Raw genomic sequence first — 23,417 nt, forward strand, 5'->3', positions numbered from 1 at the left:
GTCAGCCGTCGTCGCGCCCCCACGGCGCCACCTTCACCAGCAGCACCATCCCCGGCAGCGCCAGCAGCGTGCACAAGAAGAAGAACGGCGTCCAGCCGATCGCCTCGACCAGGTAGCCGGTAGCGGCGTTGGTCACCGTGCGCGGCACCGCCGCTAGGCTGGTGAACAGCGCGAACTGCGTCGCGGTGTAGGCCGGGTGCGTGGTGCGCGCGATGTAGGCGACGAAGGCGGCGGTACCGAGCCCCACGCCGAGCGCCTCGAAACCGATCACCAGCGCGAGACGCGACAGCTCCGCCGCGCCGACGCTGGTGAACGGCCCCTGCCCGGCGAGCCAGGCGAAGCCCAGGATCGACACCACCTGGATCACGCCGAAGGCCCACAAGGCACGGTTGATGCCAAGCCGGATCATCCACACCCCGCCCAGGAGGCCGCCGATCACCGCCGGCCACAGCCCGGCGTGCTTGGCCACCAAGCCGATCTCGGACTTGGTGAAGCCCATGTCGAGGTAGAACGGCGTGGCCAGCGCGGTGGCCATGCTGTCGCCCAGCTTGTAGAGAAAGATGAAGCCCAGCACCAGCGCGGCGCCCTTGAGGCCGCTGCGGGTGAGGAACTCGTGGAACGGCTCGACCACCGCCTCGCGCAGCGTCTTCGGTGCCGCCGCGGCCAGTTTCGGTTCGCTCACCGCGAGCGTCATCGCCACCCCCGGCAGCATGAACAGCGCGGTGATCCAGAACACCGTGCCCCACGGCAGGTGGTCGGCGAGGATCAGCGACAGCGAGCCGGGGATCAGGCTCGCCAGGCGGTAAGCGTTGATGTGGATGGTGTTGCCGAGGCCCAGTTCCTGGTCGCGGAGGATCTCGCGGCGGAAGGCGTCGAGCACGATGTCCTGGCTCGCCGAGCAGAACGCCACCGCCAGCGCCAGCGCGGCGATCGACCACAGCTCCTGCTGCGGCGTGAACACCCCGAACGCCGCCATGGTGGCGATCAGCGCGAGCTGGGTCAGCAGCATCCAGCCGCGCCGGCGGCCGAACAGCGGCGGCACGAAGCGGTCCATCAGCGGCGCCCAGACGAACTTCCAGGTGAACGGCAGCTGGATCAGCGCGAACAGGCCGATCGCCTTGAGGTCCACCCCCTCGCTCCGAAGCCAGGCCGGCAGCAGGTTGATCAGCGTGTAGAGCGGCAGGCCGGAGGCGAAACCGGTGAACACGCAGGTCAGCATGGTGCGCGAGAAGATCACATGGCGCCAGTCTATCTTCCGTGATCGGCCGGCCTCCGCCTTGCCGCCGGACTGTGCGCCGGCCAGGCCGGCATCCAGCGTGTTTTCTCGTTTCTCGTCGCCAAACCCTCGGCTCATTCGTGCAGACCTCTTGAGATTACAACGGCAAGGGACTGGCCCCTTGTCCGACCATTAGCCGCGGCGAGCCACCCGGTAGAACGCCAGGCTGCCGCGCAGATTGGGTAGGACACGGATGCGCCGCCCCTCGTTCATTACCACCCGCTCCAGCACGCCGATACCGTTCTTGGCGCACAGCGCCTCGAAGTCACCCAGCATGCACCAGTGGATGTTGGGAGTGTCGTACCACTGGTAGGGAATGGTCTCGGACACCGGCATGTGCCCCTGCAGGATCTGCCAGCGGTTTTCCCAGTAGCCGAAGTTGGGGAAGGTAACGATGGCTTCGCGCCCGACGCGCAGCATCTCCAGCAGGATTTCCTCGGTGTGCTGCATGGCCTGGATGGTCTGCGACAGGATGACGTGGTCGAAGCTGGCGTCGCGGAAATCCGCCAGGCCGGCCTCGAGGTCGCCCTGCACCGCATTGACGCCGGCCGCCACACAGCGTGCGATGTTGCCGACGTCGATCTCGACGCCGTAGCCGGTCACCTGCTTGTGGCACTGCAGGTGGGCCAGCAGGGCGCCGTCGCCGCAGCCCAGGTCGAGCACGCGCGAACGCGGCGGAATCCAGTCGGCGATCAGTTGCAGATCGGGGCGCAATGTCGTATCGGAGTGCTGGCTCATGCCGCCACCTCCTTGGCTACACGGTCGAGGTAGGCACGCATCAGGTCAACGTAGGGCTGGTCGGTCATCAGGAAGGCGTCGTGGCCGTGGGTGGATTCGATCTCGCCGTAGGCCACGCGCTTGTCGGCTGCGATCAGCGCCTGCACCAGCTCGCGCGAGCGCAGCGGCGAGAAGCGCCAGTCGGAGGTGAAGCTCGCCACCAGGAAGTTGGCCGTCGCCTGCTTCAGCGCGGCCACCAGGTCCCCGCCATGGTCCTTGGCCGGGTCGAAATAGTCCAGCGCCTTGGTCATCAGCAGATAGGTGTTGGCGTCGAAGTAGTCGGAGAACTTGTCGCCCTGGTAGCGCAGGTAGGACTCGATCTCGAACTCGACGTCGTAACCGAACTTGTACTCGCCGGAGCGCAGCATGCGGCCGAATTTCTCGCCCATGCCGTCGTCGGACAGGTAGGTGATGTGGCCCAGCATGCGCGCCAGGCGCAGGCCGCGGCGCGGGATGGCGCCGTTCTGGTAGAAGTCGCCGCCGTGGAAATCCGGGTCGGTCAGGATGGCCTGGCGCGCCACGTCGTTGAAGGCGATGTTCTGCGCCGAGAGCTTGGGCGCTGCTGCGACGACGATGGCGTTGGCGACGCGCTCCGGGTAGTTGATGCTCCATTGCAGCGCCTGCATGCCGCCGAGCGAGCCGCCGATCACCGCCGCCCAGCGGTCGATGCCGAGCCGGTCGGCGAGCCGCGCCTGTGCCGTCACCCAGTCCGGCACCGTCACCACCGGGAAGGCCGAGCCCCACGGCCGGCCGGTTTCGGGGTTGATGCTGGACGGGCCGGTCGAGCCGTGGCAGCCGCCCAGGTTGTTGAGCGCCACCACGAAGAAGCGGCGCGTGTCGATCGGCTTGCCCGGCCCGATCATGCTGTCCCACCAGCCGGGGCTCTTGTCGTCCGGCTGGTAGCGCCCGGCGGCGTGATGGTGGCCGGACAGCGCGTGGCAGATCAGGATGGCGTTGCTCCTGGCGGCATTCAGCTCGCCGTAGGTCTCAAACGTCAACTGGTAGGACGTCAGCGTCTTGCCGCAGGCCAGATCGAGCGGAACGTCGAACAGCGCCTGCTGGGCGCTGACGATACCGACCGACGATTCGGTTGTGGACATAGTGAAAGCAATGCCTCTTTGATATGGTTTTGTCGGCTTCAAGGCGATACGTGTTATGACCGGCTCCTGCCGGCGCGGTTTTGACCGATTATATCCGGCTGTATCGGCTTGTGCGCATCACACAGGCACCGGATAATCGGCACTCCTTCCCCGCGCAGCTCATCATGATCGGTCGCCTGTTCAAATTCGTCGTGCTCTGCGCCGTGCTCTACGCCGTCGCGCGCTGGCTGCTCAACCGCCGCCAGAAGGAGACGCTGCGCGAGCTGATCCAGACTCTGGCGCAGGCGCTCTTGATCAGCTCGCTGATCTTCGTCGGGCTCTACCTGGCGGGCTTCCACCTGCTATAGCGGCCGGCCACGGAATCCTTGATCCGGCTCAGGCCGGTGGCGCCGCAAAGCCGCTAGACTGCCGGCTTTTCCGCCGACGAGCCCGGCCGCGCATGGATCTGACCCGCCACCTGCATACCTTCGGTCACTACCTCAAGACCCGTTTCGGGGAAAAGGTGCACAAGCTGTCGCTGGCCGGCGACTTCACCTGCCCCAACCGCGACGGCACGCTGGACCGCGGCGGCTGCACCTTTTGCGACGTGAGAAGCTTCGGCCGCGACGCCGCCGCCCTCTCCATCGCGGACCAGATTGCGCGCGAAAAACACAAGACCGACCGCGCCCGGCGCTACCTGGCCTACTTCCAGGCCTACACCAGCACCTATGCCGAAGTGGCGACGCTCAAGGCGCTGTACGACGAGGCGGCGGCGCAGCGCGACGTGATCGGCCTGAGCGTCGGCACGCGCCCGGATTGCGTGCCGGACAGCGCGCTCGACCTGCTCGCCGGCTACCAGCAGCAAGGCTACGAGATCTGGCTCGAGCTGGGCCTGCAGACCGCGCACGACGCCACCCAGACGCTGATCCGGCGCGGTCACGGCCTCGCCGACTACCGCGACGCGGTGCAGCGGGCGCATCGGCGCGGGCTCAAGGTCTGCACCCACCTGATCGCCGGACTGCCGGGCGAGAACGACGAGCAGGTGCGCCAGACCCTGGCCACGGTGCTCGACATCGGCGTGGAGGGCCTCAAGCTGCACCCGCTGATGATCGTGCGCGGCAGCCGCATGGCGGCGCAGTACCGGCGCGGCGAGATCGCCCCGCTGACACAGGAGCACTACGCCGCGCTGGCGGCCGAACTGATCCGCCATACCCCGCCCGAGGTGGTCTATCATCGCGTCTCGGCCACCGCGCAGGCCCCGACGCTGATCGCCCCGGCATGGTGCGGCCCGCGCTGGCCGGCGCTGCAGGCGATTGCCGCGAATCTGGCCGCCAGCGGGCCGCAGGGCAGCGCGCTGGGCCGCCCCTGGCCGGGCAACTGAACGCGACGGCGAAACCGTTTTTGCTGCCGGCTGTCAGATCAGTCCGGGTACGCCGACTAAGGCGTATTCCCCATGGAGACTGCCACCATGCTGATCAAGAAGCCGTCCGACATCCCGCCCTCCGAGATCACCCCGGAACCGGTCTACCTCAACCGCCGCGCCTTCATGCTCGGCGCCGCCGGCCTGTTGCTGTCGGCCGAGACGCTGGCCGCGCTCGCCGCCAGGAAGAGCCCGCTGTCGACCAGCGAGCCACTCAACAGCCTGAAGGACATCACCAGTTACAACAATTACTACGAGTTCGGCACCGACAAGGCCGACCCGGCCGCCAACGCCGGCCGCCTGAAGACCCGGCCGTGGAACGTGGTGGTCGACGGCGACGTGATGAAGCCGCGCAGCTTCGGCATCGAGGAGCTGCTGAAATTCCCGCAGGAGGAGCGCATCTACCGGCTGCGCTGTGTCGAGGGCTGGAGCATGGTGATCCCGTGGATCGGCTTTCCGCTTGCCAGCCTGCTCAAGCAGGTGCAGCCCACCGGCAAGGCCAAGTACGTCGCCTTCGAGACGCTGCAGCGCCCGGCGGAGATGCCCGGCCAGCAGCGCCGCGTGCTGGACTGGCCGTATCGCGAGGGGCTGCGCCTGGACGAGGCGATGCATCCGCTCACCATCCTGGCGGTCGGTCTCTACGGCAACCTGCTGCCCAACCAGAACGGCGCGCCGATCCGGCTGGTGGTGCCGTGGAAGTACGGCTTCAAGAGCATCAAGTCCATCGTGCGCATCCGCCTCACCGACAAGCAGCCGCTGACCAGCTGGAACCTGGCGGCGCCGGACGAGTACGGCTTCTACTCCAACGTCAACCCGACGGTCGACCACCCGCGCTGGAGCCAGGCCACCGAGCGGCGCATCGGCGAGTTCTTCAAGCGCAAGACGCTGCCATTCAACGGTTACGCCGACCAGGTCGCCGGCCTGTATCGGGGAATGGACCTGCGCCGTGATTTCTGACAAGACCCTACCTGCCTCCTCCGCCCGCCCGGCCGCCTCGGCCAAGCCGGCCCGTGCCGGGCAACGGACGCTCGGCCTCGCCAAGGCGCTGGTCTTCGTCGCCTGCCTGCTGCCGCTGATGCGCACGGCATGGATCGTCGCCAGCGGCGAGGCGGTCAACCCGATCGAGTTCATCACCCGTTCCACCGGCACCTGGACGCTGGTCTGGCTGTTGGCCACGCTGACCGTCACCCCGCTGCGCCGACTCACCGGCTGGAACGTGCTGCAGCGCTTTCGCCGCCTGCTCGGGCTGTTCGCCTTCTTCTACGCCACGCTGCACTTCACCACCTACCTGTGGCTGGACCAGTTCTTCGACTGGCACGCCATCGCCAAGGACATCGCCAAGCGCCCGTTCATCACCGTCGGCTTCGCCGCGCTGGTGCTGATGACGCCGCTCGCCATCACCTCGACCGACGGCTGGCTGCGCCGGCTCAAGCGCAACTGGGGCCGGCTGCACCGCCTGGTCTACCCGGTGGCGATACTCGGCGTCACCCACTACTGGTGGCTGGTGAAGAAGGACATCCGCCAGCCGCTGATCTACGCCGCCGTACTGGTGCTGCTGCTGGGGCTGCGGTTGTACTGGCGCTGGCGCACAGCTAGGATGGCTACGCAGGGCAGACCCAGCACATAAAAGGCCGCTGAGAGGCGGCCTCATTGGAAGGAAATGTAGCACTCACTCGATGGTCAGCCGGCGCGTACTGCTACCTTCCTTCTTCGGCAGCGTCAGTTCCAGCACGCCATCGGTATAGCGAGCCGTCGCCGCCGCTTCGTCCACGTCCTGCGCCAGTTGGAAGCTACGCGACATCTGGCCGTAGTAGCGCTCGGAACGCAGTACCCTTTCCCCTTCTTTGGTTTCCGATTCCTTCTTCACCTCGGCCGAAATCTGCACCCGGCCACCATCGATCTGCACGCTGATGTCTTCCTTCTTCACACCGGGAATCTCGGCGTGAATCGTATACTCCTTGTCGCCTTCCTTGACGTCGAGCTTGATGCCGCCCACGAGGTCGGCACCCGTGTCGAAGCCGAAGGGACGCACGAAGAAGCCCTTGAACATGTCGTCGAGCAAGGGCTCAAGACTGGTGCGACGAATCAAGTCTCTCATGGCAGTACTCCTTCAGTCAGTTTGAATCAACAACCACTTTTCTACCGAAAAAACCGGTAGCTTCACCCTTGAAATAGGCCGCCATCACTGAATTTTCAAGGACTTGAGCGATGCCGTTTTGACGCAGCGCAAAGGCCCGCCCCATCTTGGCAGACAGCCGATTTCGCCCTACCCTGAAGCCCTTTGTACAGCCCGAACAGAACCGATGAGCAAGGACAAGACCCCGGTCACGCAGGCGGTGCGCGTGCTGCGCGAACATGGCGTGGCGTTTACCCCCCACCTCTACGCCTACGAGGAAAAGGGCGGCACCACGGTGTCGGCGCGCGAGCTGGGCGTGGACGAACATTGCGTGATCAAGACCCTGGTGATGGAAGACGAACAGAAGAAGCCGCTGATCGTGCTGATGCACGGCGACCGCGAGGTCGGCACCGGCATGCTGGCCAAACAGATCGGCGTGAAGAAGGTCAGCCCCTGCGACCCGAAAACCGCCGACAAACACAGCGGCTACCAGGTCGGCGGCACCAGCCCGTTCGGCACGCGCCACGCCATGCCGGTATACATGGAGGCCAGCATCGCCGAACTCGGCACGATCTACATCAACGGCGGCAAGCGCGGCTTCCTGGTGGCGATCAGCCCGGCCGACCTGCTGCGCGTGCTGAAACCGACGCTGGTCAACGCCGCGGCGTAAAGCGGCCGTAAAAAAGCCGGCGCGTCACGGCGCCGGCTTTGTGGCAGGTCATTCCCCCCTCGGAGCCTATCCTAGTAGGCAAGCGAGCCAAAGCAGGTTGAGCGCCGCCAGCGCACAGGAACCGGAATGGACACATGGTCCATGAGGATTCCGCGCACTGCCGGCGCTCAAGATGCGAAGGCGCAGCCGCCTAATGGGATAGGCACTCACCACCACCAGAACATCCAGCCCCAGGAAGCGTCCACCCAGGCCAGCGCCGCGACGAACGGCAGCAGCGCCGCCAGTACGCGCAGCCCGGCGGCCCAGCGCCGCGCGATACGCACCGCCAGCCACAGCGACCACAGGTTGGCCGCCGCCAACAGCAGCAGGCGGAAGTCGTTGACCCAGAACACCGGCACCCCTTCGTTCTTGAGCAGCGTCACCGTCAGCGCCGACAGGCCGAGGAACACGCCGCAGCCGGCAAGCGGGATCAGCGCCTGCGCCAGGTGGTGGAAGCGCTGGCGCCGCCACGGGCCGGCCAGCCGCACCGCCAGCGCCAACAGCACGCTGATCACCGCGCCCATGACCAGCGCGGTAGCGAACACGTAGCCCAGCAGCAGGGCGCCGTCGAGCCAGGAGAAGCTGTCGTTCAGCTCCGGGTAATGGGTCAAGAGCCACCACGGCGCGTTGCTCTCGAACGGCCACCAGACGTCGCGTTCGATCAGCCACTCCGCCGCCGCCTGCTTCAGCGTGACGAACCAGGGGCTCGCGCTCCAGTGGAAGGCGCCGATCGCCACACCGAGCAGGCCGTAGACGATCAGCAGCGTCTGCCAGCCGTCGGCCTCACGCTCGGCCACCTCGACCACTTCCTCGCTGGGCGAGCGCAGCGCCAGCGTCACCGCGTCGCGGTGGCTGCTGCAGCGCCCGCACATGTGGCAGCCGCTGCCACCCTTCATGTGGCGGATCGGCTGCAGCGGGGCACAGTCCACCGCCTGGATGCGGATCACGCTCTTGTTGGCGATCGACGCCTGCCAGGCGTCCTCCTGCACCTTGAAGTGCAGCGGCGCGAGCTTGGACAGCAAGCCGAACACGCCGTTGACCGGGCACAGGTAGCGGCACCAGGCGCGCTTGCCGCGGGTGTAGACGAAGCCCACCGCCACCGCCGCCACGGTCGAGCCACCCAGCACCAGAAGCGCCGCCTTGGGGTACTGGTAGACGCTGACCAGCTGGCCGTACACCGTGGTCAGCACGAAAGCGACGAAGGGCCAGCCGCCCCAGCGCATCCAGCGCGGGATCGGCCGGCCCAGTCCCTTCTTCGCCGCCCATTCAGATAGCGCCCCTTCCGGACACAGCACACCGCACCAGACGCGGCCGAACAGCACCATGCTGAGCAGCACGAACGGCCACCAGATGCCCCAGAACACGAACTGGGCGAAGATGGTCAGGTCGTCGAACAGGCGCGCCGTGTCCGGCGGCAGCGGCAGGCAGGCCGGCACCACCAGCAGGAAGGCGTAGACCAGCACCACCGCCCACTGCAGTCCCTGCAGCAGGCGGCCGTGATCGCGCAGCCAGTCGCCGGTGCGCGCCAACAGGCGGTTCACGCCGCCGACTGCTGTTGCCGCCATCTCATCAACCCCGTCACCAGCAGCCAGAACATGCCGTAGGCCAGCAGGCTCATCAGTGCCGGATGCGCACGGTAGCCGGTCAGCGCCGCCACCACGCCCCCCAGCGGCGACATGTCGTCGAGCAGCGCCGAGCTGTCCCACAGCGGGTCGACCAGCGCCGGCAGGTAGTCCATCGAGATCAGGTGCTCGACGCCGCTCATGAACAGCGCCGCCGCCAGCAATAGCAGCATGACTTCGGTCACGCGGAAGAACAGCCGCCATGACAGGAAGCGCCCGCCCAGTTGCAGCAGGAAGAAAGTCAGGAGAGCCAGCAGGAAGCCGGCCAGCGCCGCTCCGCCCATCGACAACAGTGTGCTGCCGTCGGCGCCGGCCAGCATGCCGTACAGGAACACCACGGTTTCGCTGCCCTCGCGCGCCACGGCGATGGCGGTCAGCGTCAGCACGCCCCACCAGTTGTTGCGCGCGGCGTTGTCGGCCAGCCCGCTTTCCAGTTCCTTCTTCAGCGTGCGGCCGTGCTCGCGCATCCACAGCACCATGTGCACGATCAGCGCGGAGGCGCTGAACACCATCGCGGTCTGGAAGATGTCCTGGGCGCCACTGAACAGTTCGGCGGCCCCGAACAGCCCCAGCGCCAGCACGATGGCGCACAGCAAGCCGGCCAGCACGCCGCCCCACAGGTAGCGCTTGCCGCGCGCCGCCGCCGCACCGTGATTATTCAGCCAGGCGTAGAGGATGCCGATGACCAGCATGGCCTCGACGCTCTCGCGCCAGACGATGAACAGTACCTGTCCCATGGTTGTTACCTCCCGCCCTCGGGCTTACTTGGCCACGATCACGCCTTGCGCCGTGGCCATGTGGAATTCGTCGAAGAACTTGTACTCGCCGGGACTCAAGGGATGGACCACCACGAAGGACTCGACGCCAGGGCCCAGCACCTTCTCCTTGCGCAGCTGGATGCTCTCGAACTCCACCGGGGTCTTGCCGGAGTTGATCAGCTCGATCTTGAACTTCTTGCCGGCGGCCACCTGCAGCCGGGCGGGATTGAGCTTGCCGTCCTTGAGTTCGAGGCGGTAGACCGGCAGGTCTTCGGCCCAGACGCTGGCCGAAGCCAGCAGCAAGGCCCACACCATCAACCATGCTCGCATCATCAAACGCTCCTGCTAGAAAGGGAAAAAGCGCCGCAGTGATCCTGCGACGCTGTCGGTCGTATCATCGGGTCGGAGGCTTAGTAACCGCCTTTTTTACCGGTGCCGGCATAGCTGAACTCGTAGTTCACCTCGAACGGCTTGAACCAGGCGCCGACACCGGTTTCCTTGTCGGTGTGGCGGCCGAAGTGGGCGTGCTCGTTGGCGCCCGGCGCCTGGATGATGTATTTGAGCTTGTACTTGCCCGGCCCCATCAGCTTGACGTTGTCGCCGTAGTGCGGACCGTCGGATGCCACCATCGGCATGAAGTCGCCCTTGATGGTCTCAGTGCTGCCGACCTTGCTGATCTCGTACTTGATCATCAGGTACGGCATCCAGTCGCCTTCGGCGAAGCCGTTCGGGTTGTTCTTGACGGCGTGGATGTCGGCCTCGATGTGCACGTCGGACTCGGAGGCCTTGCGCATCATGCCTTCCGGCTCCATCTTCACCGGCTGCAAGTAGACGGCGGCAATTTCCATGCCGTTCTTGATCTGCGGTTTGCCGATCGGGTATTCGGCGGCGAGGGCGGACGAGGCGGCGGCGACACCGGCAAGGGCCAGCGCAATTTGGCTCAGACGACGGATCATTCGGTTCTCCCAAAAAAGGATGGCGTGCCGCCTGCATCAGGCCAGCACCGATCAATTAACGGGAGTCATTATCATTCCGAACGGCATCTTATGCAATAGATGAGAATGAATTTCATATTGATCTAGATCAACGCGTTGATCCTGCCAGCGCCACGTTGCGCGCCAGGCGACGACGGAAGGCGGTGCGGAACATGAAGCCCCACGTCAGGAAGAACGCCATGGTCAGCGCCAGCGTCAGCGGGCTGTCCCACACCAAGGGCGCAATCGCACCGGCCACCAGGCTCGACAGCATGGTCTGGCTGAAGCCCTGCAGCGACGACACCGTGCCGCGCAGTTCGGGAAACTGGTCCATCAGGTTGAGCGTGATCGACGGCGCCACCAGCGACATGCCGGTGGTGTAGATCATCAAGGGCGCCAGGTTCCAGAACAGGGCGGGCGGGAACAGCAGGTTGTAGAGCAGGTTCCACGCCAGCGCCGCGAACATCACGCCGTAACCCAGGTTGACGATCTGGCGCGCATCGCGCCGCCCGGCCAGGCGTCCGGACAGGAAGGCACCGAACATGATGCCGCCCACCGCCGGGCCGAACATCCACAGGAACTGTTCCGGCCCGAGCCCCAGGTGCTGCATCAGGAACACCGGTGCCGCCGGGATGTAGACGAAGAAACCGGCGAAGTTGAACGCCACCGCCGCCGCCAGCAACTGGAACTCACGCTTGCGTCCGACCTGGACGTAATTGGCCAACAGCGTGCCCAGGTGCAGGCGCTGGCGGCGCTCGTGGGCGTGCGTCTCGGGCAGCGAGAACCAACTGATGACGAACAGGCCGAAGCCGATCAGTGCCATGAACACGAAGATCGCATGCCAGCCGAAGGCGCCGAACAGCCAGCCCCCCACCACCGGCGCGATCGCCGGCGACAGCGAAAACAGCATGGTCACCTGCGACATCATGCGCTGGGCCTCGGCGCCGTCGAAACGGTCGCGGATGATCGCGCGTCCCACCACCAGTCCGGCCCCGCCGCACAGCCCCTGCAGGCCGCGGAAGATCAACAGGGTGGTCAGGTTGTCGGCCAGCGCGCAGCCAACCGAGGCCAAGCCAAACAACAGGGTCGTCACCAGCACCACCGGGCGCCGCCCCACCGCGTCGGAAATCGAACCGTGCCACAGCATCATCATGCCGTAGCAGAACAGGTAGACAGTCAGCGCCTGCTGGATCTCGACCGGCCCCGCGCCGAGCGAGGCGCCGATCGCGCGCATCGCCGGCAGGAAGGTGTCGATGGAGAACGGGCCGAGCGTGGCCAGCAAGGCCAGCACCAGGGCCAGGCCGCGCGACCGCGTGGCGGTCTGCGCCGTGACTATCTGTGTAGGTATCAAGTGTTGCATTCCAAATTGAAGTGGCCGTGCCTGCCATCATGGCGGCGGCTTGGCCCCGGCCGGCCAATTGGGTCACAATAGCCGTCCACCAACAAGGGGGAGACCCGTATGATTCGCCTCTACCACAACCCGCGCTGCTCCAAATCGCGCGAGGCGCTCAAGCTGCTGCAGGACGCCGGCGCCGACGTCGAGATCGTCGAGTACCTGAAAACCCCGCCCAGCGCCGAGGAACTCGACCGGCTGCTGACGCTGCTGGACCTCGAACCGCGCGCGCTGATGCGCCAGAAAGAAGAAGAATATCAGGCGCTGCACCTGGACGACGTCACGCTGGAACGCCGTCACCTGATCGCCGCCATGGTCGACCATCCCCGGCTGATCGAGCGCCCCATCGCCGTAGAGGGCGATCAGGTCGTGGTCGGCCGGCCGCCGGAGCGGGTGCTGGCGCTGCTGGGCAAGTGAAGGCGGACACCGGCAGAAAGTTTTTTGCGAAATAGTAACACAAGTTACTATAATCGAGCCATGAACAAATCCTTCCACCAGCTCGAGCAGGCGATAGACCGCGTCGAGAGCCGCTTTCCCGGCGTGCCGCGCCAGGAGGTGATCCTCACCCGGCTCTATTACCACATCATGCCACGGCTCAGCGCCTACCTGAACGAGACGCTGAAGGAATACGGCATCCACGAGTCGGTGTGGATGGCGCTGATGACGATGTATGCCCGCCCCGAGCAGGTGCTGTACCCCTCGGACATCAGCGACACGCTGGACTCCTCGCGTACCAACGCCACCCGCATCTCGGACGAGTTGGTCAGAAATGGCTGGGCGCAGCGCCTGCCCTGCGCCGAGGACCGCCGCAAGATCCGGCTGGAGTTGACCGAGGAAGGCGTCCGCTTCGTCGAGCAGGTCATGCCGGTGGCGCGCGAGCGCAACCGCGCGCTGTGGGCCGACTTCAGCGCGGAAGAGAAAGCGCTGCTGGAAGGCCTGTTGCGCAAGCTGCTCGCCCGCCTCGGCGGCTGAGCAAGAATCGGTCTGGCCGGCTTAAATGTGAACCTTGCCCTACAGCTGGCAGGTTTTCTTGCCGTCGTCCCCCGTTTTGCACAGCTTGATGTTGCCGTCCTGGTCCAGCGTCAGCGTGGCGTCGCCGATCCAGCTCTTGCCGGCCTTGGGCGACGCCTGCAACTGGAACTCGCCCTCGTCGGTGTTCCTGGCGGAGGCCGAGAACGCGATGTCGTAGAACTCGGTGCCGGTGACCGGCAGGCTCGGCCAGGCGCTGGACGATTGCTTGAACGTGCCTTTCTCGGCGTACCAGCGCTCGAGGAAGTGGGCGTTGTCGAGCAGCGCGGCACGCGCCTCGCTCTGGCGCGCGCGGATCACGTGCTCGCGGTACGACGGCAGCGCCAGCGAGGCCAGGATGCCCACCACCGCCAGCGCGATCATCAGTTCGATCAGGGTGAAGCCGCGGCTTCTTCCCACCTTGCACTCCATCAGAATATCTCCCTCCAGGCGAGGCGCCGCCCTTGCTTGCCGGCCCCGGGGGGAATCGCGAGATCCCCCGGCATCCCCTCGGCGCTGCCACCGAAGCCCAGCCGCAGTCCCGCACCGGCCTTGGCGATGTTGGCGTTGTCGCGGTTGTTGATCTGACCGTTCTGGTCGGCGTAGCCCAGCCACTGGTAGTTGCTGCCCTGGCTCGCGAACAGGCTCAACGCCGACGGCATGCCCACCATCGAACGCACCCCGCTGGGGATCTGCGCCGCCTTGCCCGTTTCGAACACCGCCCAGTCGGCGGAACTGCCTTTGTCGTCGCCGTTGAGGTCGAACGCGGTCCTGGCCGGGGCGGCGCCGCTCAAGGGGTCCAGCGACATGATCCAGCCGTCGCCGCCGACCGAGCACTGCAGGCTCGAGACGAAGGGGATCTGCGTGGTGAAATAAAGCCGCTCGCCGACCAGCAGCGGTGGATGCAGCAGGCGCTCGCCGCTGTTGGCCGCGAGATCCAGGTACCAGCCGCCGGCCGCGCCGTCGCCGATGGCGACCGCGTTGCGGGTGGTGCGGCGCACGGTGTAGCGGCGCGAGCTGCCATCGGCCATCGGCACCGTGCTGGCGGCTTCGCCGTCCAGACTCTGCGCCAGGATGGCCCCATCGCGGTCGCCGTACTGGTAATGCCGGCTGCTGGGTGGCGTATCCCACAGCCCGTACACGCTCTGCGGCGTGGTGGAGCGGCGGTCGCTGTCGTACAGCAGTCGCCCCGTGCCGAACAGCACCATGTAGCCGCCGCCGCTCGGCCGCTTGTACAGCGCCGGCGTGGCGGTGACGGGCTGGCTGGCATCGCCCTGCCAGAACGGCCGCTCCGGCGCCGCCCAGTCGCCGCGCAGATCGAACCGCCAGACATTGCCCTTGAGGTCGCCGGCGTAGACATAATCGGCCACCTTGTCAGCGTCGACGTCCAGCACCGCCGGCCCGGACAGGCCGTTGCCGCCGGCGGCGCCGACCTTGATCTCGCCCAGCAACGCCCCGCTGTCGAGCGCGAACACCAGGAGCGCGGCCTGCCCGCCGGCGCTGTCGTAACCGTTGCCGCTGAGCACCGCCCAGACGCTGGCGCCGGTGGCGGGGTGGCGTACCTTGGCGATCACCGGCCGCCCGAACACGTAGCCGAGCGCGGTGCTGCCGCTGGCGGCACCGGCCTCCCAGCGCACCACCTCGGCCGGCGCGGCGACCTTGCCGCTCTCCGACAGCAGCGAACTGACATCGAGCGCGAACAGCGCCTTGCCGCCCTGCCCCAGCGTGCCGGCCAGATAGCTGCGGCCGTCGTCCACGGTCTGCACCACGCTCGGGCCGTTGACGTAGTAGCGGTGCGGGTTGGTCGATGTGCCGTAATCGGCTTTGGTCAGATGGATCAGCCGGGTCAGCACCTCGAACGGCACGTAGCCCAGCGCTTCGCGGTAAGCCGTCTCGCCGCTCTCCTTGCGGAACAGGTGCAGCATGCCGTCGTTGCCACCCACCGCCACCAGTTGGGCGTAGCGGGAAGAGAAGGTGGTCAGCGGCGAATCGATGATGTCGCCGAGCCAGGGCGTCTTGTTACCGGCAAAGCGCTGCCCCGGCATGGCGTGACCGAGCACGAAGTGGATCACGTCGTTGGGCTGGCGGCCGAAGGTCAGCTTGTCGTTGTCGGCCATGCCGGGCTTGAACGCCTGCGCCACCACGTTGCCGTCGAAGACCTTGCCGGTACTGCTCTTGTTGCACACCCAGTTGTTGCCGTGGTTGTCGTAGTAGCTCGTGTAGACGGTGCGCCGGTCCCAGTCCGGCAGCAGCGCATCGGTCGGCTTGCTGTAGTCCGGCTTGCCCTTGGCGTTGACCGGGTAGCTCAACAGCCGCGAGGTCCAGGTTTGGGTATCGAAGGTGGTATGCAGCAGCGCCGTGGTCTTCTGTTCGCCGCTCACCGGCGGCGTCGCGGTCGAATTCTGGCGATAGATGTCGTCCATTGCCGAGGTGAAACTGGCCTTGAGCTGCTCTTTGTCGCTGGCGGTGAAGTAACGCCCGCTACCGTTCTTGGCCGTATCCTGCAGCAGTTGGTTGTCGACGGTGAAGCCGATGGTGTAGGTCTTGAGCGACTGCCGCGCGAACGGCGCGCTGTCCCAGCCCTGCCCTTCGCTGTCGCTGCCGCTGGTGAACAGGTCGCCACTGGCGGCATGCTTGGCGAAGTCCGGCAGCGGGTTGTCCCGGCCCAGCACGAAGCCGGCATAGAGCGGATCAGCGGTCAGCGGAAATTCGTTGTCCTCGGTCGGCTCGCCGTCGGTCATCATCAGCACGAAGTTGGCCTGACAGCGGTACTGCACCGGGCTCACGTAGTTACCGGAACCACGACTGGCCGACGCCGGATTGACCGGCTTGAAGTAGGCCGAGGTCATGCCGCGGTAGTAACGTGTCATCTCGTAGTAGGCTTCGGCCAACGGCGTGTTGGTGTCGGCGCCAAGGTTGTCGATGGCACTCTTGACCGTGTCGAGATGGGTCTTGCCGCCGCCTATCTCCGCCACCAATCGGCCGGCACGGCTGTAGCGGAGATCTTCGAGGCCGTTGACCGTGTCCTTGCTGTTGGACGGGTCGAACGAGAACAGCCCCCAGCGCACATCGGGGTAGGCGTCGATCACCCCCTTGGTGACGTCCTTGGCGATCTGCAGCCGCGTCTCGCCCTGCAGCGGGTCGAGCACCTCGCCATACCAGCAGCCCCACCAATTGCAATGCCGCTCACGCTTCTGCCCAGTGTTGCCGTACACATCCCACGCCATGCTGCCCGAGTTGTCGAAGAACAGCAGGATATTGGGTGTGACCCGGGTCGAGAGCTGCGGCGGCGCACTCGGGTAGGGGTTGTGGTCGGCAGGCAGCGTGCAGCTGTCTGCCGGATGGACCGGTACCGGCAGCAGCAGGCCACCGGCAAGGGAAAGCAGGGAAAGGAAACGGCGTCTCATCACGGCACCACGTAATAGCTTTGCAGCGTCACCACGCTGTTGGCGTTCTGCCCCCAGGCGCGCACCGTGATGCGGTACAGCCTTCCCCCGCCATCGCTGTCCTGGTGGTTCTTGTCGACCAGCTCGATCTGGTAGCGCGGGTTGGCCCACAGCCCGTCGGGCGAGACCACGTCGGGACAGTGGCCCTGCCCCACACTGCGCTTGAACGGATATTCCAGCGCGTTGCCGCAGGGGTGCAGTGTCGGTACGGTCTTCTCGCCGACGCTGACGGTACGCTCCCAGGACTGGGCCACCTCCCGCCCCAGCTGCTGGCTGTCGGCGCACAGCCCGCGACTCCAGCCGGCCGGGTTGGCGTCGTTCCGGCAGGTTTCGCTGAACACGCCCGCCGAACCGAACAGGGCTTCGTCGCTCTTGCTCGCCACACCGAGCGACTCGTCCAGCTCCAGCACCTTGGCCTCGGCCGCCTTGAGCGCCAGTTCTGCCAGCTGGAAGGTGGACTGGCGGTCGTTCTGGTTGCTGCCGATGCGCTGTTCGTCGACGATCAGCCGCGACGAGGCCAGCACCACCATGGTCATCATGACCAGCACCAGCAGCGCGACGACCAGCGCGCTGCCGCGCTGGTTCAGTCGGCCAGCGGTCGGTGTGCGCATTGCACCCCTCCTCGCAACGCCACCGTCAGCGGGTACGCCGCGCTCACCGTCTGCCCGGATCGCACCGCCGACGGCTGCTGCAGCGTCAGCGTCAGGCGCACCGTGCCGACCCGCTGCCAATCGCCCACCTCGCCGGCGCCGGCGTAATGCAGGCGCGGCGTCGAGTCGGCGTCGCAATCGTCCAACACGCCGTAGTCGACGGCGAGCGAAGCCACGCCGTCCGCCACCAGGGTGGCCTCGCTCAGGCTGCCATCGGCCAGCATCTCGCGGCGCAGCAACTGTTTCACGCCGTCGACCTCGGCCACGAAATAGGCCCGCGACACCAGCGCCATGACCTCCAGCGAGCCGAGCTGGTGGCCGTCGGGATGGCTATCGCCCTTGAGCGGCAGGGCATGCGCTTCGTCCAGCGTCAGCGTCTGCGACCCGCCCGAGCTGCCCAGAGTCATGCCGCTGCCGCTGGCCAGCACGTCGATCCGCGTGCAACTGGCCAATACCAGCCGGGTCCAGTTGGCCCAGTCGCCCTGCTCGGCCGGCTGAAAGGTGAGGCCGGTCACGGCGTCGCCGGTGGCGTTGAGGGTGCGGGAGCTGACCGAAAACGCCCCCTGCCCGTACTGGACGATCAGCAGGTCGCTCTCCGGCGTCAGGCTGCCGAGCCAGGTGCCGGCATCCTTGCTGCCTTTGCTGACGCCGCGCAGGCCGTTGCTGTTCTGGTCGACCTGCTGCCAGGCGCTCGACCCGCCGCGGTTGACCACCAGCCAGTCGTCGCCGCGCTCCCCCAGCGCGGCGCAGCCGAAGTTGCCGGCCATGCGCAGGTCGCGCGCCAGGATCTGCAGCGCCGAGCGGGCGTCCTGGTGACGGGCGATGCGGATCTCGGCCGCGCGCAGGCTCTGCCGGGTCGAGACGAAACTGCCGAACACCACGGCGACGATGATCGAGCCGATGGCGACGGCGATCATCAGCTCGATCAGCGTGATGCCGCGCTGGCGCGATTCAGGGTTCGAACACGAGGACATAGCGGTTCTCGACCAGGGCGGAAGCGGCCTCGGAAGCGCTGCGCAGGCCGCCGGCCGCCTCGGCCCGGCGGCTCTTGGCGTCGAGCCGGGACGACCACACCACGCGGATCGACAGCGGCCCGCTGGCGGCACAGCCAGCGTCGGCCAATGTCGGCGCACTGCTGCCACGGCACACCGCGGCCTTGAAGGCGTTACCGGCCGCGAGACCGTCGGCCAGGCCCGATTTGAAGGTCCACAGATCGAGCGCGGCGAGGTTCTGCTGGCTGCAACCGGCGGCGGTACGGCAGGTGTCGGCGGGGGCGCTGGCGTCATGGCTGGCGTAGCCGCTCTCGACGTAATGCTCCCAGGACAGCGTGGTGCCGCCGCTGGCGTCCCGCTGGCGCAGCGGATTGGCGCGCATCGCTTCGGCCAGGCTTTCCGCCTGCAACGCCACCAGCGTACGCAGTTCGGCGTCGCGGGTCTGAATCAGCGTGCGCGCCTGCAGACCGGCCAGCGCCAGCAACCCGACCAGCAGCACGAACATGGCGATCAGCACTTCCAGCAGCGAGAAACCACGCTGGCGGGACTCAGGCGCAGCCGGCACAGTCCACCCCCTTGCACAGCCGCGGCCGGCCGTTGGCCAGCACGATGATGCTGGCGCACTGTCCCGACGGTGCATCGCGCACCACCCAGGACGGGCTGACGCCGGTCGGCGGCCGCCCTTCCGGGGTCAACATGAACTTGTCGAGCGCCGAACTGACTTCCGGCTGACCGGTGAAGATCACGTGGCGCCGGCGCTCGCCGCTGTTATAGCCGGCAGCGGTGCCGCCGGGCTGGTCGGCGAACAGCAGCACCCCTTCGGACCACGAGGTGTCGCCCTTCTTGGCCTTGCCCTGGCAGCCCTGCACGTCGAGATTGGTCTTGCTGTTGAGGGCGCAGACATAGACGTTGCCGTTGCTGCGGATGGCTTCGCTGCGGGCGAACTGCACACTGGACAGCAGGGCCTGGGTGCGGCTTTCCATGCGTGAACTGGCCATCAGCGCGTTGAAGGCCGGTACGGCCAGCGCCAGGAGGATGGCGACGATGGAGATCACCACCATCATCTCGATCAGGGTAAAGCCCGCCGCAGTGCGGCGGGTATCGGCGTAAGGCATCATGGCCTTGTCTGAATTATTTTAACGTCATTAAATTTGCATACGATAACATTATCCCATCATCATTTCAAACAGTCATTTCATTCACGCCCGGTGAGCACGACCAATCACGCCGGCGGCAGCGGTGCCGTCCCGTGCGGGAGCCGGGCGCCGGGCAAGAAAAAGCCGCCCGCAGGCGGCTGTCGGAATCCATCCGGCACCAGACGCTCAGTGCGCCGCTTCCCAGCTCTCGCCGGCGCCCACTTCCGCCAGCAGCGGCACCTTGAGTTCGGCCACGCCGGCCATGATCTGCGGCAGCCGCTCCTTGACCCGCGCCACTTCGGCGTCCGGCACTTCCAGCACCAGTTCGTCGTGCACCTGCATCACCAGCTTGCTCGCCAGTCCTTCCGACACCAGCCAGCGCTGCACCGCGATCATCGCCAGCTTGATCAGGTCGGCGGCGGTGCCCTGCATCGGCGCGTTGATCGCGGCGCGTTCGGCGCCGCTGCGCCGCGCCGGGTTGCCGGAGCGGATTTCCGGCAGGTAGAGCCGGCGCCCGAACACGGTCTCAACGTAGCCCTGCTCGCGCGCCGTCTCGCGGGTGCGCTGCATGTAGTCGGCCACGCCGGGGAAGCGCATGAAGTAGCGGTCGATGTACTGCTGCGCCGCGCTGCGTTCGATGTCGAGCTGGCTCGCGAGGCCGAAGGCGCTCATGCCGTAGATCAGGCCGAAGTTGATCGCCTTGGCGGCGCGGCGCTGGTCGGCCGTCACCTGCTCGCGCGTCACCCCGAACACCTCGGCAGCGGTGGTCTTGTGGATGTCCTCGCCGCTGGCGAAGGCCGCCCGCATGTTGGCGTCGTCCGACAGGTGCGCCATGATCCTCAGTTCGATCTGCGAGTAGTCGGCGCTGACGATGCTGTGGCCCGCCGGGGCGACGAAGGCCTCGCGCACGCGTCGGCCCTCCGGCGTGCGCACCGGGATGTTCTGCAGGTTGGGATCGGAGCTGGACAGCCGCCCGGTGATCGCCACCGCCTGCGCATAGTTGGTGTGCACACGGCCGGTATCCGGGCGGATCAGCGTCGGCAGCTTGTCGGTGTAGGTGGACTTGAGCTTGGCCAGGCCCCGGTACTGCAGGATCAGCTTGGGCAGCGGGTGGTCAAGCGCCAGTTGCTCGAGCACCGATTCGTCGGTGGAGTAGCCGCCGGACGGCGTCTTCTTCACGCCCTTGGTGTCGATGCCGAGCTTGCCGAACAGGATTTCCTGCAGCTGCTTGGGCGAATTGAGGTTGAACGGCTGGCCGGCCTGGCGGTAGGCCTCCTGCTCCAGTTCCAGCATCTGGCTGCCCAGCTGGTGGCTCTGCTCGGCCAGCCGTTGCCGGTCGATCAGCACGCCGTGGCGCTCCATCGCGAACAGCACCTCGGCCACCGGCAGTTCGATGTCGCGGTACACCGCGGCGAGCCGGCCCTCGAGCTTGCCGGCCAGCGCCTGGTTCAGACGCAGCGTGATGTCGGCGTCCTCGGCGGCGTAGTTGGACGCCACGGCGATGTCGACCTCGGCGAAGCCGATCTGCTTGGCGCCCTTGCCGCAGATGTCTTCGTAGCTGATCGTGCTCTCGTTCAGATGACGGCGCGCCAGGTCGTCCATGTTGTGCGTCAGGTGGCTTTCCACCACGTAGGAGGCCAACAGCGTGTCGTCGACCACGCCGGCGAGCCGGATGCCGTGGTTGGCCAGCACGTGGCGGTCGTACTTGAGGTTCTGGCCGAGCTTCTTCCTGGCCGGGTTTTCCAGCCACGGCTTGAGCCTGGCCAGGGTGGCGTCGAAATCGAGCTGTTCGGGCACGCCGGCGTAATGGTGCGCCAGCGGCAGGTAGGCGGCTTCGCCCGCCGCGACCGAGAAGCTCATGCCCACCAGGCGCGCTTCCATCTGGTCGAGACTGGTGGTTTCGGTGTCGAACGACACCACCGGCGCCGTCTCCAGTTTGTCGAGCCAGGCGTTGAGCTGCGCCTCGGTCAGGATGGTCTGGTAGCGGCGCTCAAGCTTGGCGGCGGGCGCGGGCGGGTCGACCGCCTCGGCGGCGGCGAACAGCTCGCCGTTCGTGCCGGGGCTGGCCGCAGCCGGAGCGGCGTCGGCCTTGGCCTCGCCATTGCCTTCGCTGACCTCGCGCAGCCAGCTGCGGAAACCAAAGGAAGTAAACAGCTCGATCAGGCGCGGCTTGTCGCGCTCGCGATGCTGCAGCGTGGCCAGGCCCTGCGGCAGTTCGCCGTCGAGCGCCACGTCGCACTTGATGGTGATCAGCTCGCGCCCCCTGGGCAGCCAGTCGAGCGCGGCGCGCAGGTTGTCGCCGACCTTGCCGGAGATGCTGTCGGCGTTGGCGATCACGGCATCGAGCGAACCGTACTGCTCGAGCCATTTGACCGCGGTCTTGGGGCCGCACTTGTCCACACCGGGCACATTGTCGACCTTGTCGCCGATCAGGGTCAGGTAGTCGATGATGAGCCCGGGCGGCACGCCGAACTTGTCCTTGACCCCGGCCTCGTCCAGCGTCTCGTTGGTCATGGTGTTGACCAGCGTCACCCGCGGCGTGACCAGCTGGGCGATGTCCTTGTCGCCGGTGGAGATGATCACCCGCATGCCGGCGGCCTCGGCCTCGCGCGCCAGCGTGCCGATCACGTCGTCGGCCTCGACGCCGTCCACCATCAGGATCGGCCAGCCGGACGCTTGCACCACGTCGTGCACCGCCGTAATCTGGCTGGCCAGCTCTTCCGGCATCGACGGCCGGTGCGCCTTGTACTCGGGATAGAGCTCATCGCGGAAGGTCTTGCCTTTTGCGTCAAAAACGCAGGCGCTATAATCGAACCGGACCTCCTTCTCCAGGCGACGCAGCATGTTGACCATGCCGTAGATCGCTCCCGTCGGTTGACCTTCCGGAGAACGTAAATCGGGCATGGCGTGAAAAGCGCGATACAGATAAGAAGAGCCGTCGATCAATAATAACGTTTTCATAGAAGGCGAATAGTTATGAGCTTGTCCGATAAATTGCCGCAGACGAGCGACCGTCACGCCGCAATGCAGCGTTTCCGTTCGCGCGAAGCGTGGCACGTGATGAAGATTCTGGCCGAATTCGTCGAATCGGCGGAAGAATTGCAGGGCATCCAGCCGGCCGTCAGCATCTTCGGCAGCGCCCGCACCCCGCGAGACCACACCTATTATAAGCTGGCCGAGGAAATCGCCCGGCGTTTGTCGGATTCCGGCTTTTCGGTCATTTCCGGCGGCGGCCCCGGCATCATGGAAGCCGCCAGCAAGGGCGCGTTCTACGGTCGCAGCCCGTCGGTGGCGCTCAACATCGTGCTGCCGCACGAGCAGAAGCCGAACGACTACCAGGACCTGTCGATCAAGTTCAACCACTTCTTCCCGCGCAAGGTGATGTTCGTCAAGCACGCCATCGCCTACGTGGTGATGCCGGGTGGCTTCGGCACGCTGGACGAGATGTTCGAGGCGCTGACGCTGATCCAGACCGGCAAGAGCCGCAAGATCCCGATCATCTTGTGCGGCACGGAGTTCTGGCAAGGCCTGCTCGACTGGGTGAAGGAGCGGCTGGTCGGCGACCAGCTGATCAACCCGACCGACCTGAATCTGCTGAAGCTGATCGACGATCCGCAGCAGATCGTCGAGGCGATCTTCAAACACTACGAAACGCGTGGCTTCGAGCCTCTGCCGGAAGAACGCGAACAATTGCTCAATCTGTAACCTTTACAAACTCAAGGAACGCCGCCATGCGCCGCCTGCTCCCCCTTCTCTTGCTTGTGGCCGTCCCGGCCCTGGCAGACACGCCCCCCGCCAAGGCGGTGGTCCCGCCGCCGCCCGAGGTGGCGGTGGACGGCAACGCCGCCGTCGAACCGGAAATCCGCATCATCCAGAAAGGCACGGAAAAGATCGAGGAGTACCGCATCAACGGCCAGCTCTACATGATCAAGGTCACGCCCGCCCACGGCGTGCCGTACTACCTGATGGACGAGGAAGGCAACGGCAGCATGAGACAGATCGACTCGAACCAGCGTCTGGTGATTCCGCGCTGGGTCCTGTTCCGATTCTGACGGGGGTGG

Annotated in this window: 25 protein-coding genes; 9 read left to right on the forward strand and 16 right to left on the reverse strand. The window is 66.4% G+C overall.

Annotation, left to right across the window (positions count from 1 at the left end; all coding sequences use genetic code 11):
- Position 1 precedes the first annotated feature (1 nt).
- From PSEMAI1_RS0118235 to PSEMAI1_RS0118245, 3 genes are all read right to left on the reverse strand, one after another.
- Positions 2-1,219 (reverse strand): AmpG family muropeptide MFS transporter, encoded by a 1,218-nt coding sequence (locus tag PSEMAI1_RS0118235; RefSeq protein WP_051460281.1) that lies wholly within the window; start codon positions 1,217-1,219, stop codon positions 2-4.
- Positions 1,220-1,408: 189 nt separating this feature from the next.
- The gene (metW, locus tag PSEMAI1_RS0118240) at positions 1,409-2,014 is read right to left on the reverse strand and encodes a methionine biosynthesis protein MetW (RefSeq protein WP_024304253.1); all 606 of its coding nucleotides are present in this window, start codon (positions 2,012-2,014) and stop codon (positions 1,409-1,411) included.
- Positions 2,011-3,153 carry a homoserine O-acetyltransferase gene (locus PSEMAI1_RS0118245; RefSeq protein WP_024304254.1) on the reverse strand — a complete coding sequence of 381 codons (1,143 nt, stop codon included), beginning with the start codon at positions 3,151-3,153 and terminating at the stop codon, positions 2,011-2,013. Before PSEMAI1_RS0118245 ends, metW begins: the two co-directional genes overlap by 4 nt.
- A gap of 164 nt (positions 3,154-3,317) precedes the next feature.
- Between PSEMAI1_RS0118245 and PSEMAI1_RS0118250 the strand changes: the two genes are divergently transcribed.
- The 4 genes from PSEMAI1_RS0118250 to PSEMAI1_RS0118265 all read left to right on the forward strand — a co-directional run bounded on the left by PSEMAI1_RS0118250 (position 3,318) and on the right by PSEMAI1_RS0118265 (position 6,179).
- A complete protein-coding gene (locus PSEMAI1_RS0118250; RefSeq protein WP_024304255.1) occupies positions 3,318-3,500 on the forward strand; it encodes a hypothetical protein in 183 nt (60 codons plus the stop codon).
- Between the two features lie 92 nt (positions 3,501-3,592).
- Complete coding sequence (locus PSEMAI1_RS0118255) at positions 3,593-4,513, forward strand: TIGR01212 family radical SAM protein (protein ID WP_024304256.1); 921 nt, start codon at positions 3,593-3,595, stop codon at positions 4,511-4,513.
- 87 nt (positions 4,514-4,600) lie between these two features.
- Positions 4,601-5,509: a protein-methionine-sulfoxide reductase catalytic subunit MsrP gene (gene msrP, locus PSEMAI1_RS0118260; RefSeq protein WP_024304257.1), complete on the forward strand. Its 909-nt coding sequence runs from the start codon at positions 4,601-4,603 to the stop codon at positions 5,507-5,509.
- Complete coding sequence (locus tag PSEMAI1_RS0118265; protein WP_024304258.1) at positions 5,499-6,179, forward strand: sulfite oxidase heme-binding subunit YedZ; 681 nt, start codon at positions 5,499-5,501, stop codon at positions 6,177-6,179. Before msrP ends, PSEMAI1_RS0118265 begins: the two co-directional genes overlap by 11 nt.
- A gap of 42 nt (positions 6,180-6,221) precedes the next feature.
- On the opposite strand, the gene PSEMAI1_RS0118270 is transcribed toward PSEMAI1_RS0118265, so the two are convergent.
- Positions 6,222-6,650, reverse strand: coding sequence for an Hsp20/alpha crystallin family protein (locus tag PSEMAI1_RS0118270; RefSeq protein WP_024304259.1), 429 nt, complete (start codon positions 6,648-6,650; stop codon positions 6,222-6,224).
- A gap of 205 nt (positions 6,651-6,855) precedes the next feature.
- On the opposite strand from PSEMAI1_RS0118270, the gene ybaK reads away from it, so the two are divergent.
- Complete coding sequence (ybaK, locus tag PSEMAI1_RS0118275) at positions 6,856-7,338, forward strand: Cys-tRNA(Pro) deacylase (protein WP_024304260.1); 483 nt, start codon at positions 6,856-6,858, stop codon at positions 7,336-7,338.
- Between the two features lie 206 nt (positions 7,339-7,544).
- Here ybaK and PSEMAI1_RS0118280 read toward each other — a convergent pair whose 3' ends face one another.
- From PSEMAI1_RS0118280 to PSEMAI1_RS0118300, 5 genes are all read right to left on the reverse strand, one after another.
- Positions 7,545-8,942, reverse strand: coding sequence for a 4Fe-4S binding protein (locus PSEMAI1_RS0118280; RefSeq protein ID WP_024304261.1), 1,398 nt, complete (start codon positions 8,940-8,942; stop codon positions 7,545-7,547).
- The gene (locus tag PSEMAI1_RS0118285) at positions 8,915-9,736 is read right to left on the reverse strand and encodes an FTR1 family protein (RefSeq protein WP_024304262.1); all 822 of its coding nucleotides are present in this window, start codon (positions 9,734-9,736) and stop codon (positions 8,915-8,917) included. The genes PSEMAI1_RS0118280 and PSEMAI1_RS0118285 overlap by 28 nt, the downstream gene beginning before the upstream one ends.
- A gap of 24 nt (positions 9,737-9,760) precedes the next feature.
- On the reverse strand, positions 9,761-10,090 hold the full coding sequence (locus PSEMAI1_RS0118290) for a cupredoxin domain-containing protein (protein WP_024304263.1): 330 nt from the start codon (positions 10,088-10,090) through the stop codon (positions 9,761-9,763).
- A 77-nt stretch (positions 10,091-10,167) separates the two neighbouring features.
- Complete coding sequence (locus PSEMAI1_RS0118295) at positions 10,168-10,713, reverse strand: iron transporter (protein ID WP_024304264.1); 546 nt, start codon at positions 10,711-10,713, stop codon at positions 10,168-10,170.
- Between the two features lie 127 nt (positions 10,714-10,840).
- Positions 10,841-12,082 carry a multidrug effflux MFS transporter gene (locus PSEMAI1_RS0118300; protein WP_232219950.1) on the reverse strand — a complete coding sequence of 414 codons (1,242 nt, stop codon included), beginning with the start codon at positions 12,080-12,082 and terminating at the stop codon, positions 10,841-10,843.
- A 108-nt stretch (positions 12,083-12,190) separates the two neighbouring features.
- Between PSEMAI1_RS0118300 and arsC the strand changes: the two genes are divergently transcribed.
- Both arsC and PSEMAI1_RS0118310 read left to right on the forward strand, forming a co-directional pair.
- Positions 12,191-12,541 (forward strand): arsenate reductase (glutaredoxin), encoded by a 351-nt coding sequence (gene arsC / locus PSEMAI1_RS0118305; RefSeq protein ID WP_024304266.1) that lies wholly within the window; start codon positions 12,191-12,193, stop codon positions 12,539-12,541.
- A gap of 60 nt (positions 12,542-12,601) precedes the next feature.
- Positions 12,602-13,096, forward strand: a complete 495-nt coding sequence (locus PSEMAI1_RS0118310) for a MarR family transcriptional regulator (protein WP_024304267.1) — start codon at positions 12,602-12,604, stop codon at positions 13,094-13,096.
- A gap of 39 nt (positions 13,097-13,135) precedes the next feature.
- Here the strand turns inward: PSEMAI1_RS0118310 and PSEMAI1_RS0118315 are convergent, their stop codons facing one another.
- The 7 genes from PSEMAI1_RS0118315 to polA all read right to left on the reverse strand — a co-directional run bounded on the left by PSEMAI1_RS0118315 (position 13,136) and on the right by polA (position 22,317).
- Positions 13,136-13,552 (reverse strand): type IV pilin protein, encoded by a 417-nt coding sequence (locus PSEMAI1_RS0118315; RefSeq protein ID WP_304412737.1) that lies wholly within the window; start codon positions 13,550-13,552, stop codon positions 13,136-13,138.
- An 11-nt stretch (positions 13,553-13,563) separates the two neighbouring features.
- On the reverse strand, positions 13,564-16,539 hold the full coding sequence (locus tag PSEMAI1_RS0118320; protein WP_024304269.1) for a pilus assembly protein: 2,976 nt from the start codon (positions 16,537-16,539) through the stop codon (positions 13,564-13,566).
- Complete coding sequence (locus PSEMAI1_RS0118325) at positions 16,539-17,189, reverse strand: PilX N-terminal domain-containing pilus assembly protein (protein ID WP_024304270.1); 651 nt, start codon at positions 17,187-17,189, stop codon at positions 16,539-16,541. The genes PSEMAI1_RS0118320 and PSEMAI1_RS0118325 overlap by 1 nt, the downstream gene beginning before the upstream one ends.
- The gene (locus PSEMAI1_RS0118330) at positions 17,162-18,202 is read right to left on the reverse strand and encodes a PilW family protein (protein WP_024304271.1); all 1,041 of its coding nucleotides are present in this window, start codon (positions 18,200-18,202) and stop codon (positions 17,162-17,164) included. Before PSEMAI1_RS0118330 ends, PSEMAI1_RS0118325 begins: the two co-directional genes overlap by 28 nt.
- Positions 18,180-18,785 carry a type IV pilus modification protein PilV gene (gene pilV / locus PSEMAI1_RS21020; protein ID WP_024304272.1) on the reverse strand — a complete coding sequence of 202 codons (606 nt, stop codon included), beginning with the start codon at positions 18,783-18,785 and terminating at the stop codon, positions 18,180-18,182. Before pilV ends, PSEMAI1_RS0118330 begins: the two co-directional genes overlap by 23 nt.
- Complete coding sequence (locus PSEMAI1_RS0118340; RefSeq protein WP_232219951.1) at positions 18,769-19,338, reverse strand: GspH/FimT family pseudopilin; 570 nt, start codon at positions 19,336-19,338, stop codon at positions 18,769-18,771. Before PSEMAI1_RS0118340 ends, pilV begins: the two co-directional genes overlap by 17 nt.
- A 204-nt stretch (positions 19,339-19,542) precedes the next feature.
- Positions 19,543-22,317, reverse strand: a complete 2,775-nt coding sequence (gene polA, locus PSEMAI1_RS0118345; RefSeq protein ID WP_029770825.1) for a DNA polymerase I — start codon at positions 22,315-22,317, stop codon at positions 19,543-19,545.
- 15 nt (positions 22,318-22,332) lie between these two features.
- On the opposite strand from polA, the gene PSEMAI1_RS0118350 reads away from it, so the two are divergent.
- A complete protein-coding gene (locus tag PSEMAI1_RS0118350; RefSeq protein ID WP_024304275.1) occupies positions 22,333-23,061 on the forward strand; it encodes a TIGR00730 family Rossman fold protein in 729 nt (242 codons plus the stop codon).
- Positions 23,062-23,087: 26 nt separating this feature from the next.
- Positions 23,088-23,408 (forward strand): DUF2782 domain-containing protein, encoded by a 321-nt coding sequence (locus PSEMAI1_RS0118355; protein ID WP_024304276.1) that lies wholly within the window; start codon positions 23,088-23,090, stop codon positions 23,406-23,408.
- Positions 23,409-23,417 lie beyond the last annotated feature (9 nt).

The sequence above is a fragment of the Pseudogulbenkiania sp. MAI-1 genome, from assembly GCF_000527175.1.
Taxonomy (GTDB): Bacteria; Pseudomonadota; Gammaproteobacteria; order Burkholderiales; family Chromobacteriaceae; genus Pseudogulbenkiania.

Excerpts from the sequence above, each read along its gene's own strand:
- PSEMAI1_RS0118245 (WP_024304254.1), bottom strand. The coding sequence starts at position 3,153 with ATGTCCACAACCGAATCGTCGGTCGGTATCGTCAGCGCCCAGCAGGCG.
- polA (WP_029770825.1), bottom strand. The coding sequence starts at position 22,317 with ATGAAAACGTTATTATTGATCGACGGCTCTTCTTATCTGTATCGCGCT.
- arsC (WP_024304266.1), top strand. The coding sequence starts at position 12,191 with ATGATTCGCCTCTACCACAACCCGCGCTGCTCCAAATCGCGCGAGGCG.
- PSEMAI1_RS0118350 (WP_024304275.1), top strand. The coding sequence starts at position 22,333 with ATGAGCTTGTCCGATAAATTGCCGCAGACGAGCGACCGTCACGCCGCA.
- PSEMAI1_RS0118310 (WP_024304267.1), top strand. The coding sequence starts at position 12,602 with ATGAACAAATCCTTCCACCAGCTCGAGCAGGCGATAGACCGCGTCGAG.
- PSEMAI1_RS0118255 (WP_024304256.1), top strand. The coding sequence starts at position 3,593 with ATGGATCTGACCCGCCACCTGCATACCTTCGGTCACTACCTCAAGACC.
- metW (WP_024304253.1), bottom strand. The coding sequence starts at position 2,014 with ATGAGCCAGCACTCCGATACGACATTGCGCCCCGATCTGCAACTGATC.
- PSEMAI1_RS0118250 (WP_024304255.1), top strand. The coding sequence starts at position 3,318 with ATGATCGGTCGCCTGTTCAAATTCGTCGTGCTCTGCGCCGTGCTCTAC.
- PSEMAI1_RS0118325 (WP_024304270.1), bottom strand. The coding sequence starts at position 17,189 with ATGCGCACACCGACCGCTGGCCGACTGAACCAGCGCGGCAGCGCGCTG.
- PSEMAI1_RS0118290 (WP_024304263.1), bottom strand. The coding sequence starts at position 10,090 with ATGATGCGAGCATGGTTGATGGTGTGGGCCTTGCTGCTGGCTTCGGCC.
- msrP (WP_024304257.1), top strand. The coding sequence starts at position 4,601 with ATGCTGATCAAGAAGCCGTCCGACATCCCGCCCTCCGAGATCACCCCG.
- PSEMAI1_RS0118295 (WP_024304264.1), bottom strand. The coding sequence starts at position 10,713 with ATGATCCGTCGTCTGAGCCAAATTGCGCTGGCCCTTGCCGGTGTCGCC.
- PSEMAI1_RS0118355 (WP_024304276.1), top strand. The coding sequence starts at position 23,088 with ATGCGCCGCCTGCTCCCCCTTCTCTTGCTTGTGGCCGTCCCGGCCCTG.
- PSEMAI1_RS0118320 (WP_024304269.1), bottom strand. The coding sequence starts at position 16,539 with ATGAGACGCCGTTTCCTTTCCCTGCTTTCCCTTGCCGGTGGCCTGCTG.
- PSEMAI1_RS0118270 (WP_024304259.1), bottom strand. The coding sequence starts at position 6,650 with ATGAGAGACTTGATTCGTCGCACCAGTCTTGAGCCCTTGCTCGACGAC.
- PSEMAI1_RS0118330 (WP_024304271.1), bottom strand. The coding sequence starts at position 18,202 with ATGTCCTCGTGTTCGAACCCTGAATCGCGCCAGCGCGGCATCACGCTG.
- PSEMAI1_RS0118235 (WP_051460281.1), bottom strand. The coding sequence starts at position 1,219 with ATGCTGACCTGCGTGTTCACCGGTTTCGCCTCCGGCCTGCCGCTCTAC.
- PSEMAI1_RS0118340 (WP_232219951.1), bottom strand. The coding sequence starts at position 19,338 with ATGATGCCTTACGCCGATACCCGCCGCACTGCGGCGGGCTTTACCCTG.
- ybaK (WP_024304260.1), top strand. The coding sequence starts at position 6,856 with ATGAGCAAGGACAAGACCCCGGTCACGCAGGCGGTGCGCGTGCTGCGC.
- PSEMAI1_RS0118285 (WP_024304262.1), bottom strand. The coding sequence starts at position 9,736 with ATGGGACAGGTACTGTTCATCGTCTGGCGCGAGAGCGTCGAGGCCATG.
- PSEMAI1_RS0118280 (WP_024304261.1), bottom strand. The coding sequence starts at position 8,942 with ATGGCGGCAACAGCAGTCGGCGGCGTGAACCGCCTGTTGGCGCGCACC.